Source organism: Micromonospora sp. CNZ280 (assembly GCF_011759515.1).
The window spans coordinates 571,705-586,085 of sequence record NZ_JAAOYP010000004.1; the positions used below are offsets into that span (position 1 = coordinate 571,705).

Here is a 14,381-nt window from a genome sequence, read left to right on the forward strand (position 1 = left end):
ACCGCCGACGCCACAGTATGTCGAAAGTCGGGCTGATAAGGAGCTCGGACACACACGCATCACCAAATGGCCGGGAAGCTTCGTGTGTCGGTGGCCCCGGCCATACTCGGAACATGTGCAGCGATCGTCGTTAGGCGTCGCTCTCCCAGAAGAAAGGGGCCCGGGAGACTCCCTGCTGGGCGCACCTTCCCGAATGACGACGATCGGAGAGACATGACGAGCGAGGAGACAGCCGCCTGCTGCGCGCTGCTGGTGGCGGTAGACGCTGACCGATCCGCAGTTTGGCGGCGCGGACCTGCTGGTCGGCATGGCCGCCGTAAGGGACGCAACGGCGGCGGAATCTGAGGCCGTAGGTATGGCCAGCGACACGGCGGGGGTGGCATTGCTGTGAGTGACCCCAGACGGACGGCGTCATTTCGCTTCATCAGCCGAATCTCCCTTGGAAGTCAACGCGTGTGGCAGGGGCTCGCATGGCCACGTGATTATGCTGGCTGAGCAGCCCGGATGACGACGGCTCCGCAGGCTCATGCGCCCGGCTGTTGCCGTCACCGCTTCATGTGTACCCGCAGGGTCGACTTGCGATCGTCAGCCTTGATCGTGGAGACGATTTTCCCATCCTGAAGGCGACGGAGGATGGCCCGGTGCGCCTGGGTGTCGGCAAGTTGGGCCTGCCGGTTGCCCTTGTCTGCGATCGTGGCGTAGTCGCCGCCCATGTTCCGCAGGATCCGGCGGAGATCGTCGAGAGAGACCTCTTCCCCTGCCGCCGCCAGAAGTCCTGCGACCGTCGTCTGGTGAGCGCCGCCCCGGCATAGTGAATCGATCTGGTCGGCGCGGAGACCCATACCCGACCGGAGCGCGTACGCGGCCATCGCCTGGTAACCAGCTTTAGGTACTCCGTCTGCGAACTCGTCTATTGCCTCAAGGACTACCTTCTTGATGTCGTCGGCGACCTTCGAACTCTGCATCAGTTCGGCGATGTATGTAGCTTGCAGTGTCCGCGGGCCGACGAGTTCGGCGTAGTTGCTCGATCGAGTGATGGCGTGCTCGAGTGTGCCCCAGTCGACCATGAGCCGGGAGTCGAACGTTTCCTCGTCGTCGTTGAGTAGCTCTCTCTCGATGAGAAGAGCGATCAGCTCGCCGGGCTCGGGGGCAATGGACTGCGCTTGAAGTGCCCCCGGCTGCAGGGAACCCGCGATCTGCGCCCGCAGAGCCGGGTTCTGCAGCTGCTCTCGTGCGTTCACGATGGTTGTCGCGAGGTCGCGCCTGGCGTCGAGTTCATCACCGTTCGCGTCCACCACCTCGCGTGCCGACGAGAGCAAGGCCGCGAGCCACTCATCAATGCCACCTGCCCGCTCCACGTAGGCACTGACGTTGGCGAAGGTGGGTGGGATCCGACCTGTGCCTACGAGCGCGGGCCAGGCACACTCGGGAGCGTCGCCGAGGTTATCGATCCTGCAGTCAGGGCTTGCACCGGTTATGAGTCTGCCGAAGTCGGCCTTCTTGAGCCGTGCGACGTCCTGTAGCACCTCGATGAACATCGCGGACGACTCGATGGTCCACCTCGTCCCTTGCGACTCGTGGTTCGACTGAAAGTAGGTGTCGAGGTTGTCAAGCGCATGGTCGTAGATGTTGTGATCGGCCTTGGCAAGGCGATCGAGTGCGATGTTGTCAGTCCCGGCGAGCACTTCGAGGTTCTGAGCGGTGATGGCGTAAGCACATGCCTTGATCAGGGCGGCACACGCTGCCTCTGACAGCCCAACAACGCTCGGAATGACTGCACCGGTGCCAGCGATGAACTGCACCGCGCGGCGGGCCGCGTCGCCGCGGCGCTCGTCCCGCAGCGACGGGAACTCCGAGTACGAAGCCTCGAAGAAGACCCGCACCTGGTCCGAGTGCTCGTACTCTGTGCCGTCAGCACGATGAGTAAGTGCGAGGTCCACGAGCTGGCTCCGCTCGTCTCGGCCTAGGGTTGTGTCACCGATAAGGTAGGTGAAGATGCCCGGCAGTAGTGGGGTGAGCTGCTCTACAAGTGCGGCCTTTGCCGCGCCAGCGCCCAAATAGTGATCGACGAACGCGCGCTCCTTGGGGCCCCAGTCTGCGAGGCGTTTCACGACCACCTTTGCGCGATCGGCGTCCTCCTGGAGCAGGTGGTTGAGGATGGAGACGTTGTACATGCTGCGGTCGCGGAGAACGCCGGTACCGCGGTCACGGAGGATTGCGGTGATGTCTTCGGCGTCGAGGGGGTAGTCGGCGTCGGGGGTGCCGCGGTCGACGTTGCGCATCAGGTAGGTCATCGCGTCAGGCCGGATCAACTCGCCGTAGAAGGACGAGACGTGGAGCGAGAAGTAGGACGTGATGTATTTCTGTGCTACGAGGTCGACGGCGAGCTGGGATGGAAGGAGCCGGTCGAGCCATTGGCGGAAGGTCAGCGCATTCTCGCCTTCCGTGGTCCTGTACTTAAACTGCGGACGGTCGACGAGATCACCCCAGGTGTGGTGTTGGAGGAAATGCACGTCGCGCTCGATGCGTTCCAGGCTGTCTTTATCGGCGGTCGCTGAGCGCGCGGCCCATTCGTCCAAATCGAGGGAGGTACCAAGAAGGTCACTTAGCACTGGTGCAGAGAACAGCAGTTGGCGTTGGTAGCCGTACCCGTCGCGAACATGCAGCACGATCGAGCCGTTACCCTGTAGTAGGTTCTGCCAAAACTTCGCAGTCCGGAGCTCGGCAGGACTGACGACTTCGCCGCTGACGTGTAGCTGATCGCTCACGGTGAAGCCCTGCGGCGAGGACGCGCGAACAATCGCGTCGACTCGCGCCTGAAGCCTCGCCGCCAACTCGCCGGCCCTTTCCTCGGCCGCCTCGTCGCGTTCGATCCGCTCATGGAGCTTGGTCGACTCCACGCGGAGCCGCTGGAGGTTTGCGCTGACCAGCGCGCGCCAGACGTCGTACAGCTTGTCCAGCGAGCTCTCGCCGAGTCGGATCGCTTCGAAGTCGGCCATGTGGACGTTCTTGAAAAGGACCATCGCGAGGAGGCGTTCCTCGTCGAGCTGCGGTACCGGTGTGGCGACGTCTATGAGCTGGTGCTTGAACACCTCGTACTCGTTGACGATGTTGTAGATGAGCCGCATGTCGGCGACGTGCCGTGCAGCGAGGTCAACGAGTTCCTTGGAGATCGAGTGCCCGCGGCCTGTCAGCAGCCTGTGCATGTGGTCGCGGGCGTTCTTGTGGGTGATAAACGGCACGACGGGTACGACGAGGTCAAAGAATTTGGTCCGGTTGGCCCGAACAAGTTCCGCCTTGGCTTCGTCGGTGATCGCGTTATTTTCGTCTCGCCCTAGCTTTTCGAAGATGCTGTCACGGAGGGCGTAGATGAACCGGACCCTGCGTCCCTTGAGCTGTTTCGCGGTGTTCAGCAGGTTGTTTAGGGACCGTAGTGTCTCGAAGATGAGCGGATCGTCGAAGCGGTCGAGATCCTCCAGAATGACGATGTCGCGGCTGTTGGTCTCGAAGAGGTAGACAATCTCGTCGAGGTATTCGTCGAAATAGCTAGATGAGCGAGGCGGGAGCGTGATGCTGGCAGGGCCCGCCGTGACCTGCTCAATCCTCAGCTTGTCGTGCAGCAGAAGACGAACCAAGTAGACGGCCCCGATAAGGATGGCTGCGAGCGCGAGGTATACAAGCGGAGTGCGCGACCAGCCGGGGCGTTCGACAGGGTCGACCCCGGTCAGCGCGATCACAGGCCGGTCGAGCCCAGCCGCCACCATGAGGACAAAGAGAACGAGACCCACGAACAGAGCGAGCCCGAACTCACGCCAGCGGGGGAATCGACTGATGCGCCGGAACCGTGACTCGGGGGCGTCTGCGGGCATCTGCTGGTAGAGCAGCTGCTTGACGATTTCCTTCTGGATGCGATTCGTCTTTGTCGTTGCGGCAGGGTTGCCCTCTTCGTCGGCTCCGACGGGCGCGGGCTGCTCACCCAAGGTCGACAGCGACACCTCGATGACCCTTTTAGGGTATGCCTTGGCGAGAGTGCGCAGGATGCTGCTTTTGCCGGTGCCGTAGGTGCCGGTCAGCGCAATGTTGCGTACATCGGTCTGTTCGTCGATGGCCCGCTTGAGGATCGTGACGTAGACGCCGTGTTCTTCCTTGTCAACCTTGGGGGCCAAGCTATCCAGCCTGGGATCGCTTGCTTTGGCCGCAGCCCCTCGATCGCTCATGGCCGAGATGCTAGTCGCACATCGAGCCGAACCTGGCCCTGCGATTCGCCAGCACGGCCGCCGCGCTCGACGCCGAGCCAGGCCGGTCCGCGCCTCGGTCACCTCGATTCTCGATGCTCTCGGCCGCAACAGGCACGCCCTGGCCGTCCGCCTGCGGCGCCGGACGGCTGCCGCGATCGCCAGCTTCTCGGTCAGCGGCTGCCCGGCGGGCGGATGCGACCTGCACGATGTGCGGCGAGGGATGCCTCGACTGTCCTGCCTGCCAAACCTCGACGTCATCCCGAACCAGTGGCTTCACCTCACCATGCGAGGCATCGGATTCGTCCAAGACGTCGCTCCCGAAGACGTCGACGCAATCGTGGCCGCCGCACGGGCCCGGTGCGGCCAGCTCGCTCCCTTCAAGCTCACCATCGGTGCCCCCCACGTCGACCCCGAGTCCGTTCAGATCGCCGTCGACCCGGTCGAACCGGTACGCCAACTCCGTACCGCGATCCCCCGGGTTCCGCAGTTTGTGGTCAAACGATCATCGGAATCTGGGCGTTGAGCAGCGAAGATTGATGCATGTCTAGAGAGAGTCGTGTGTCCACGCCCTTGGCATGTTCTTTGATCTTGGTTATGTGGGGTCGAATGTGGTGACGCGGGGCGGTGGCTGGATGGAAAGTGCCTGGTAGATGGCCTTCTGTTCGGGCTTGAGTGGGGTGGTCTGCACGACGGTGCCGGCGGGACCGGCGAGGGTTACCTGCGCGATTCGCCCGAGTTGCCGGTTGATGTTTCGCCAGGGAAGGCCGGTGGCGCGTTCCGCGACGCGGGTCAGGAGCAGGGCGAGCCAGCAGATGAGCACGTGGGCGCGGATGCGGTGTTCGAGGCGGTGGAAGACCGGGCGGAGCAGCAGGTCGGACTTCAGGTCGCGGAAGCCGCGTTCGGCTTCCAGGAGGTTCTTGTAGCCCAGGGCGACGTCCTCGGTGCTGATGTGCGGGTCCGAGGTGGCGATGAGGTACTTGCCGTCCAGGCGGGACTCGGTCTTGACCTTGGCGTTGTTGACCTTCAGGCGTCCGTTCGGCTGCTGGATCAGCCAGCGGCCCAGGCTCGGGTGGTCACGTAGGGCGCACTCGGCGCGTAGGTGCGCGGCCTCGTTGCGCTTGCGGGTCTTGTCACCGGGTGGGCGCGTGGCGTCCCGCCGGCGTTGCTCGGCTATCCGGGCGAGCTCGGCGTTGATGCGGGCGATGGCGTCGTCGCGCAGCTGCTTGTCACGTTCGGCCTGCTCGGGGTTGTGGCAGATGACGAACCGGGCGTCCTGCCCCTGCACGGTGACTTCCTTGACGCGCAGGTTGTCGCGGACCTGCTGGTAGCGGCCTTGGCGGGACAGGACCTGGTCGACGAGGGGGTTGCCGTCGCGCATGCGCATCCCGGCGATGTAGTGCCCGCCGGCTCGGCGCAGGTAGGCCAGGTTGTCCGCGGAGGAGAAGCCACGGTCGACCACGGTGATGACGCGGCCGAGCCGCCAGTCGCGCATGTCATCTTTGACCTCGGCGAGGACCTGCTGGTCGTTGGTGTTGCCGGGCCAGCACCAGACCCGCACCGGGATGCCTTCCTTCGTCACCGCCAGGCCGATGACGATCTGCGGCAGGTCACCGCGGTGGTCCTTGGAGTGCCCGAACCGGCGGAACGCGTCGTCGCCGTCGTCTTCGCCATCGCGTTCGAAGTAGGTGCTGGTGGTGTCGAAGAACAGCAGGTCCACCTCAAGGTTGAGCAGGTTGGCCACGGCGAAGAACACCGCTTCCTGCACCCGGCCGGCGGTGTCGGCATCGATGAGCAGGTCCATCGCCCGGTACGCGTGGTCCTCATCCATCGCCGGCAGGCCACTGATCAGGGCGTCCTCGCGGACCCACTCGGCGGCCGACAGCTTGCTCATCGGCGCGACCGCCCGGTTGGCGACCAGCGCGAACAGCACCCGTTCCATGTTCGTGGTGAACCGGCGCCCGTCCGTTGCGGCGCGCACCGCCGCGGCGACGTCCAGCCGCCGCCACAGCCCGTCCAGCAGCCACGTCGCCCCGATCGGTCGGGCGTCGATGACTTCGAGGGGGGCCGTGCCCGCGGCAAGCCCCGCCTCGGCGGCATCGCCGAGCACGTCGACGTCGCCGAAGTGCTTGTTGATCGACGCGGCCAGCCGGCGCAGCCCCTCGACGTCGAGGCGGTCCACGCGGCCGAGGTTCATCAACACGTCGGGCTTGGTCCGCCCGTCCACCCGCCGGTTGTGGGCCAGGGCCACGTAACGCACCACCCTGCCGTCGGCGTTGGTCCGCGACGTGAACCGCAGATACATGACCACGAGCAAACCACGACATGCCTAACCAGACAAGGGAAAGCCTTCCAGTCGTGTTACCACACTTTCGACCCCGTACACCGGATCCCGGCCAACCGCAGGCCCGTAACCAGCACAAACCCGAGACGGACCGAGCTCATGTGTCTACGAACTGCGGAACCCGGGGATCCGCGCCGCCATCGCAGACGTCTGGGGAACCGACCGCGTGCCCAAACCGGCCGAGCCGTACAACCCCCACCTCAGCCTCGTCTACACGAATATGGAAGGCCCGGCCGCTCCACTTGTCGAAGCCCTGACATCCGCCCCAAACCCGACCGCGAACGCCGAGATCGACTCCTGCCAGCCCATCATCCTCAACCGCGACGAAGGCATGTACGTCTGGGAGCCGTACGCCACAGTGAAACTCGAGCCCTGACCGATCGACGTCCGCGGGGGCACTAACATCAAGATCCTCACCGGCGTTTCCACTGGTGGGGGCCCCTGCGCCCGGCGAGGGCCTATGTGGCCAGGGGCGGGGTCGAACCGCCGACCTTCCGATTTTCAGGCACCCACACTTGCCCAGGTCAGGGAACCACCGGAACCCGCCGCGCGATCGGTCATGCGATTACTCCGCATCGTGTCGCCTCGGGCCGGCCGTCCGACATGGGATGATGACCGCATGAGCCTGCGCGAGGCGGACGCGGTTTTTGTCGCCGTCCACCTGGGAATCCTTGCCGTCAGCGCGCTACTGCTTTTACTCGGTCTACGTGTAGCTGTGACACGGCGGTTTCCCAGGCTCTGGCCCCGCCCGGGGCAGCCTGCGCCAAGCGAGCGAACCCGGGCTGCCCGCGCCGGTAGCGGTATCGCGTCGTTTGCCGTTGCCCTCTTAGCCCACCAGGCCGCGCTCATCTCAATGCCTTCTCCAGGTCAAACCGTTTTCATTGCCGTAGCGATCCTGGCTCTCCTTGCTGGCGTGGGCTTACTCCTGCCAGAGCGGCCCTAGCCGGTGCTCAGCCCCGCATCGTGATGTGTCGGGGTAGCCGTGCGACATCTCCGTGCGCGTCGAGTTCCGACAGGGCCTTGGCGATCTCACGGTCACGCCTGTCGACGGCGTGCAGGTACCGGCGAGCTGCGGCCATGGACGAGTGTCCGAGTCGCTTCATCAGGTCCGCCAGGGTCGCGCCGGTCTGCGCGGCGAGGGTCTGACCGGTGTGCCGCAGGTCGTGGAAGGTCAGATCGTCAAGACCGACCGTCTTCCGCCCGGACGAACGCCTGATAAAGGGTGTTTCCGCGCAGCGGCGTTCCATCGCGGCTCACGAACAGCCGATCCGTGCCCGCGTACTGCTCCAGGGTGCAGCCGGACCAGCGGCACGACGTGCAGCGGAATGACGATTATGTGCACATCGCCCCCATGGAACGCCATCGATCACGGGGCTCCGCCGTGACCTTGCGACTGACCTGCTGATTGGCGGCCTCAATGCCCCGACTCGAGCCCGCCAAGACCAAAGGTTGGACCGATGGAGTTCGCGTCGGAGGGGCGACGTCCATCATGAATCCATGATCGTCGTTCGCGGCGAACTACACCTTCCGCCAAGGTAACCGCCTCAGCCTTGCTGCGGCCGCTGCTCCGGCTCGTGTTCGAGGGGGGATCTTGACACCGATTCTCCGTACTGGTGCGCACTTTGAGTGCGCATGCGCTGATACTACGCCCTTCCATCGCAGCCCTGCCCGACTGGCTGCTCGCGGTCTATTCGGGGGGAAGGCTGTGTCATGCGGGCGACAACGACTGATGGGTCCCGCGTCAGCGTGCTCGACGAGCTCGACGGCGGCAGGTCTTGGGCTAATACGGCAGCCGCCGTTCGTGATCAGTGCTGAAGTTCGAGGTTGAGGCGGCGTGTGTAGTGGGATCGTCTGGCTTGGGCTTGATGCCGGCGTCGCCAGCCTGACCAGTGCAAACGATGGGTGAGGTCGCTGATCGGGCGGATGATGCAGGCGTTAATCAGCCGACGGATCTCGTTGACGGTCAGCCTGATCAAGCCGTTGTCGGTGGGGGCGTCGGCGTCGTCGGTCGTGGCGTCGGCTGCGCAGATCGCCAGGACGGCGAGGGCGGCCAGGGCGAGGGTGGTGAACCGGTGCCAGGAGTCCCAGCGGCGGACCTGGTGCTGGTCCAGGCCGACCTGGCCTTTGGCGGCCTGGAAGCTCTCTTCGACGGTCCAGCGGATGCCCGCTACCCGCACGAGTTGGGCGAGGGTTGCTGGCTTCGGGGTCCAGCAGCGGTAGAAGGCCAGTTCACCGGTGGTGGTGTTGCGGCGGATCAGGAGGCTGTGATGGCCGCCGTCGTCGGGGTCGGCGTCGGTGCACACGTCGTCCAGCCAGGCCCAGTAGTAGAAGCGTGGGCCCCTCGACCCGGCGCCGGCTGAGCGGCGCTGCCAGGCTGATGCCGGCAGGTCGGCGGTGACCCGGTCGGCGCGAACTCTGGTCTTACCGCCGTCGAGCGGGATCAGATGGCTGCAGGACACCGCGAGGACGTAGCCGAGCCCGTGCTCGCGCAGGTGGGCGCGGAAGACGGCGCTGTTGCCGTATGCCTCGTCCGCGGCGGCCAATCCCGCCGGAACACCGGCATCGATCGCGGCGGTGATCATGTCGGCGGCTAACTGCGACTTGGTGGCGAACTCGATCTCGGCGGGCACGCCCGCGGCGCGGCACCGATCCCGGTCGTCGGTCCACGACGCCGGCAGATACACACGTCGGTCGATCAGGGTGTGCCCGCCCGCGCCGGCGTAGCCCAGGAACACCCCGACCTGGCTGTTCTCGATCCGCCCGGCCGTGCCGCTGTACTGCCGCTGCACCCCGACCGAATGCACGCCCTTCTTCAGATCGCCGGTCTCGTCGACCACCAGAACCGCGTCCGAGCCACCGAACCGGTCGGCGACCAGCTGCCGCAGGTCGTCACGAACGGCGTCGGCATCCCACACCGCCCGGTACAGCAGCCGCTGCATCGCATCCGGCCGGGCATGCCCGGCCTGCTCGGCCAACTGCCAACACGTCTTCACCTCAAGCTCGGACAGCAGCCCCGTCACGAACGCCGCCGCCGCACGACGAGGCTCCACCCGCCCGAACCGGCCCGCGAAACACCCCAGCACCCCGGCCAGCACACGCTCCCACCGAGCAACGGCTACGCTGTGGCACGCGGCCACCGCAAGATCTGATGTTGTGTCCACAACGCACAGACGATCACGCGGTGGCCGCCTCACGTCCACCCCGCCACAGCAGCAAGATCTCAAACGGCGGCTGCCGTACTAGGTGGATGGGAAGTTCTCCACAGCACGCAGTCGCGCGCTGTGAAGCTGCGTCGTTTGGCGGCGAAACCTGCTCAGGTCGGCGAGGTCACCGCTCGGCTGCTGGCCACCAGCACCACGGAGCTCAAAGCCAGCCTCCGACTTTCGTCGATGCCATGGTGAATACAGGCAACCTAGAGGGCAGCAGCGTGTTCCACACGGGTCGTTGCTGCCGAAAGACCGGTGTGCCAGGCGTCGGGAATCATCGCACGGTCTTCATATCCGAACTCGATGACGTGAATGTGACTCCAGTCAGCTCGAGGAGGGGAGGGCGGCAGACTGCTGTCGGCGATGATCATTTGGATCCGTTGGCCTGCAGCGTTGGTGACATTCGACCAAGACTCCATGCATGGATCACAATCAGGGACCAGGTGTCTGCCGGTCAAGCCTTCCATCGATGGCTGCGCCGACGAGGCGTTGTGCCCGCTGCTGGACCTCGATGGGCTGTCCAGCGAGATTGGCGGCAACGGTCCTGGCCGGTAGCTCGAGGAGGTGTTGCGCCTGCGCGGAGAGGTCGGGCAACCCGGCGAGGGACGTGACGATGGCTTGGAGGTTCTGCTCCCAGCCCGCCCGAAGCATGCTGAGGATCGCGGGCACGAGGATGAGGACCAGCTCGGGTTGCTCGTCGAGGCGGGCCAGCCCGGACATCCCGGCGAAGTTCTCGTCGTCGAACAGCGCGGCCAGCATGCGCGCCATGAGCGGCAGGTACCGCCACAACACCGCGACCATCTGACGAGCGGTGTCCAACTCGGCGTCCGTGGCGTCGAGGACAGCGGCCAGCGATTGTGGAAGGGCGACGATCTCGGCGCCGTCGAAGATCCCGTCGGCAGGGCCAGTGAGCCACGGTCCGGCGCCATCGACGCGATGGCGCCGCCCGGGCGACAGGCCGAGCACACGTTCGACGGCGGTCGCGTCGTCCGTCGTCACCTCGACCTGTTCTCCGAGGGCGAATCCCCGCAGGATCAGTTCGACCGCGCGGGCTCGTTGGCGGGCACCGACCCGAGCATGCCGCGGTAGCGCCTTCTGACCGCGTTTGGCGGCGAGTGCACTGGCCATATGGCCCAGAGCTTGGTCGCGGTGGGCGGCCTTGCTGGCGTCCAAGCCATGTCGCTCGGCCTGTGCGCTGATCTCTCGTTCGAGGACGTCCAGCATGCTCCGCATACCGTCAGTGAGCGCCTCTCGAATCCCGCTCGCGGGGATCGGGAAGCCGTCCAGCCAGAGCAGCACGCGCAGCACGTTGGGATCCCTCGTACGCTCGCGCCAGCCCAGGAGCGTAATGAGCTGCTGGTCTGCGCCCGCGGGGTAGAGCCATACCGGTGCCCGCCCGCGATGGCCCGTACGGGTGGGCCGAGGAAGTAAGCCTTGCGCCCGGAAGGTCTCCAGCATTCGTGCGCTGACGTCGTATCCCGCGCTTGCGGCCAGCCTCAACAGGGCCACGCTGTCGAGTCGGTTGGCAGCGTCGGAGACATGGTCCACGTGGACATCGTAGTGGCAACTACTCCCAGCCGGCTGGCCACTAACTTGCAATGCCAGTGAGTACTCCCAGGAACTAGGTCCGCTTCTTGCATCTAGCCATTCCATGCTTGCCACCTGCGAAATCCGTTGCTTCCCTGAAGGTCAACAGCGCCTCGGCGGGTGCCGTGGCGACTCCCATAGCAGAGAAGGCCAGGAGATGAAGGAGGTCCTTGGGGCGATCGTGGGGTGGTGGGTACGCGCCATCACGCGGAAGTTGGCGCTTCGGCGCGGGTTCGCGGATGGCACCGCGACGTTGATGGCTTGAGTGGCGGGCGCGGCAGCCTCGGCTCTGCGCATCTAGCGAGTTCCGCCATCGGGCCGCTGGCTCGCGCGAACGGAGGATGAAGGAGAGTGATTGGGAAATGAAGCTGGAAGACGTTATCGTGCGGATCCTCGGAGCTGCCCTCGGCACGGCTGTTGGTGGGCTGTTGGCGCCCATCGGCCGGCAGGTCGGCGTTCCGGCGAAGATCACCGCCGCCGCAGGCATGGTCGCCGGTCAGGCGATTGCGGTGCGCGTCGTCCGCAGTCTGTGATGACGCGCGCGAACGCCCCGCCGGAAGGCGGGGCGTTCGCTATCGCCGGGGGCACTCTCCCGCTTCGGCGAGGTCGCAGGCTCCTGACCTTGAGCGCGTCCAGGCCAAGAATCATTGGCAGCCCCAACTCGAAAGGGCTCCTGCGATCGGTCGTGGCAGGGGGCCAAGCCCCTGCCACGACCTGGTCACCGCAAGCTAGTCATGATCCTCAGGCTTCGGCTTGTGGCTGCTGAGCATGCGAACGGTGGTGCTGAGTTTGATCGGCGCCTCCTCTGGGCCCCTGAGGAAAGGGCTGATGTAGACGGGACGGCGTAGCGTTCGGCCCGGCCCGTATGGTTGGTTGCGCCAGTGGCCAGACACCCAGAACCGGCTGGTCTGAGAGCGTCCTGCGTCGCTAGGCGCCGATCGCGTACTGGGCGGTGTGGTGCCGCGGTTGGCGCGGATGCGCACGATCCGAACCTCTGGTGCGGGGCGGTTGGTGCGGGCGTAGGTCTTGCGTACGGCTTTGTCGAGGTTTGCGTTTGTGATTTCGGCGGCTTGCTGTGCGATCAGCAGCCATGTTGCGACCAGCGGCGCGGCTGGGTCGTCGCCGGGCAGCAGGTGCTGTTCGTGGACCTGGCCGGAGCTCATGGGGGCGAGCCAACCGACCTGTTCGCGTAGTCGCTGGAGCGGTTTGCCGTCCAGTCCCCCGCCGATTGTGCGGTAGTTGATGATTTGCCAGCCATCGCTGTTGGTGGTCCAGGATGCGGCGATGATCTGTCGGCGGGTCACCGGCCGTGACCACACGAGCAGTCCATCCGTGGCGGGCATGAGGTCCCGGCTGATGATGGCGTCGGGGGACTTCTGGGCGGCGTACTCGGCCAGGTCGGTGAAGTCGCTGTCGATCCAGTACAAGGCTGATCGGTCGAGGCCGTCGGCGATCTGTCGACGTTGGTCTGTGGTGACCCACGCGAAGGGGAGGTTGTCGCCAGCGCGGTTGAAGTGGGTGAGCCGGTCGCGCACCTTTGGTAGGTCTCGTGCGCTGATGGCGGTGACTGGCCAGGCGGTCGTTGTGATGAGCGTTCGTCCCGGGAGCCGGGTGTTCAGGAACGCGGTGTGCAGTTGCTGGATGCGCTCTCGTGCTTCGGGATGGTTGCCGCGGCCGAGCGCCTGCACCGCTCGGTCGACGACCTTGTCGTTTCTGCCGTCGTCGATGTGCGTCTGGCACGTCGCGCACGCCGCCCATGCCTGGCCGAAGTTCTGCACCAGTTCCCCGGCGGTGCCGATCGCGACGGCCGCGATGTCGCCACCGACGAGCGTCCACGTCGGGTACGGATCTCCGCAGAAGTCACAGGTCCGCTGCACGGTGTCGAGCTCGCTGACCGGGACCGGCACTGGTTCGTGTCCGTCTGTGGCGAGTTGGATCGGGTGCAGGTAGGTGGGTGGTGTACCGAGAGTGTTCAGTGGGGAGAGGCAGATCTGGCAGGCCATCTCCTCGGGCGCGGCCGTCATGCCGTCACCTCGTCGGTGAGCTGCTGACGGTCGCGAAGGCGAGGTCCTCGACGATGCCCGGCCGCGGGCATCCCCATGCCCGGCTCGTAGACGGCGTGGCGGTTCCGGCCGTTGTGCTTGGCGTGATACATGGCGATGTCGGCGCGGCGTAGGGCCACCTCGTCGAACGGGTCGGTGGTGTCGGCGAGCGCCAGGCCGACGCTGGCGGTGACGGTGACCGTGAGGGGTTTGCCGTCCGCGGTGAGTTCGACGGGCTCGGAGATCAGGGCGACGAAGGTGTCGCCGATGCGGGCCAGGTCGTCGGTGCGGGCGGGTAGCAGTGCCGCGTACTCGTCGCCGGAGAGCCGCCCGGCGGTTCCGCCGTGGAGTGCGGCGATGTCGACGAGACGGTCGCCAATCGCGACCAGGACGTCGTCGCCCCGGTCGTGGCCGTGGGTGTCGTTGACCGGCTTGAAGTCGTCGAGGTCGATCAGGACGACGATGATGGGTCCGGCGGTGTCGGCGCCGGTGAGGGTGGCGTGTGCGGCGTGCAGGCCGGCGCGGTTGAGCATGCCGGTGACCGGGTCGTGCTGCAGCTGCCAGGTGGCGTCGTCGAGTCGGTTGCGGAGTTGGTGGATGAATGGCCACATGGTGAGGCCGCCGAGGGTGAACGCCACCAACTCGGTGGCGATCATGATCAGTGGTAGGGACACTGGAGTCCTCCATTACTGGAGAACCCGGGACGCGACGTTTCGCAGGCGCGGCGTCCCGGGTCCTGGATGCGACGACGGCCCGCCGTGTGGCGGGCCGTTCTTCCTTCTTGTGCCGCTCGGTTCGCGGCACGACCGCGGCTACCTCGGTGTCGGAGGCGCCGTGTCGGCGTGGCTGATTCAGGTGATGTGGCCACGGGAAGCGAGCCGTGGGTGCTCCGTTGCGCCGTGATGTGTCGGTGGAATCGGGGCGTGGCGCCCTTGCCCGTGCTCGGATAGCCCGAGCGCCGTGCCGC

10 protein-coding genes are annotated in these 14,381 nt (G+C 65.8%); 3 read left to right on the plus strand and 7 right to left on the minus strand.

The features are described 5' to 3' along the window. Positions 1–545: 545 nt before the first annotated feature. Complete coding sequence (locus tag FHX32_RS29785; RefSeq protein WP_167190588.1) at positions 546–4,217, minus strand: YobI family P-loop NTPase; 3,672 nt, start codon at positions 4,215–4,217, stop codon at positions 546–548. A gap of 304 nt (positions 4,218–4,521) precedes the next feature. On the opposite strand from FHX32_RS29785, the gene FHX32_RS35495 reads away from it, so the two are divergent. Beyond that, positions 4,522–4,761 carry a hypothetical protein gene (locus tag FHX32_RS35495; RefSeq protein WP_486481423.1) on the plus strand — a complete coding sequence of 80 codons (240 nt, stop codon included), beginning with the start codon at positions 4,522–4,524 and terminating at the stop codon, positions 4,759–4,761. 69 nt (positions 4,762–4,830) lie between these two features. Here the strand turns inward: FHX32_RS35495 and FHX32_RS29795 are convergent, their stop codons facing one another. Beyond that, entirely contained in the window at positions 4,831–6,540 is a 1,710-nt protein-coding gene (locus tag FHX32_RS29795) for an IS1634 family transposase (protein ID WP_109903628.1), read from the minus strand. Positions 6,541–6,745: 205 nt separating this feature from the next. Between FHX32_RS29795 and FHX32_RS29800 the strand changes: the two genes are divergently transcribed. Then, positions 6,746–6,955: a hypothetical protein gene (locus tag FHX32_RS29800; RefSeq protein WP_208419486.1), complete on the plus strand. Its 210-nt coding sequence runs from the start codon at positions 6,746–6,748 to the stop codon at positions 6,953–6,955. 574 nt (positions 6,956–7,529) lie between these two features. Here FHX32_RS29800 and FHX32_RS29805 read toward each other — a convergent pair. The 3 genes from FHX32_RS29805 to FHX32_RS29815 form a co-directional block, all read right to left on the minus strand. After that, on the minus strand, positions 7,530–7,826 hold the full coding sequence (locus tag FHX32_RS29805) for a tyrosine-type recombinase/integrase (protein WP_167190593.1): 297 nt from the start codon (positions 7,824–7,826) through the stop codon (positions 7,530–7,532). Positions 7,827–8,384: 558 nt separating this feature from the next. Beyond that, positions 8,385–9,659 (minus strand): IS701 family transposase, encoded by a 1,275-nt coding sequence (locus FHX32_RS29810; RefSeq protein ID WP_167191042.1) that lies wholly within the window; start codon positions 9,657–9,659, stop codon positions 8,385–8,387. A 558-nt stretch (positions 9,660–10,217) separates the two neighbouring features. After that, entirely contained in the window at positions 10,218–11,333 is a 1,116-nt protein-coding gene (locus tag FHX32_RS29815; protein WP_167190596.1) for a hypothetical protein, read from the minus strand. A 401-nt stretch (positions 11,334–11,734) separates the two neighbouring features. Here FHX32_RS29815 and FHX32_RS29820 point away from each other — a divergent pair, with 401 nt between their 5' ends. After that, complete coding sequence (locus tag FHX32_RS29820) at positions 11,735–11,905, plus strand: hypothetical protein (protein WP_167190599.1); 171 nt, start codon at positions 11,735–11,737, stop codon at positions 11,903–11,905. 195 nt (positions 11,906–12,100) lie between these two features. On the opposite strand, the gene FHX32_RS29825 is transcribed toward FHX32_RS29820, so the two are convergent. Both FHX32_RS29825 and FHX32_RS29830 read right to left on the minus strand, forming a co-directional pair. Continuing rightward, the gene (locus FHX32_RS29825) at positions 12,101–13,396 is read right to left on the minus strand and encodes an AcrVA2 family anti-CRISPR protein (protein ID WP_167190602.1); all 1,296 of its coding nucleotides are present in this window, start codon (positions 13,394–13,396) and stop codon (positions 12,101–12,103) included. Then, positions 13,393–14,088 (minus strand): GGDEF domain-containing protein, encoded by a 696-nt coding sequence (locus FHX32_RS29830; RefSeq protein ID WP_167190605.1) that lies wholly within the window; start codon positions 14,086–14,088, stop codon positions 13,393–13,395. Before FHX32_RS29830 ends, FHX32_RS29825 begins: the two co-directional genes overlap by 4 nt. Positions 14,089–14,381: the final 293 nt, after the last annotated feature.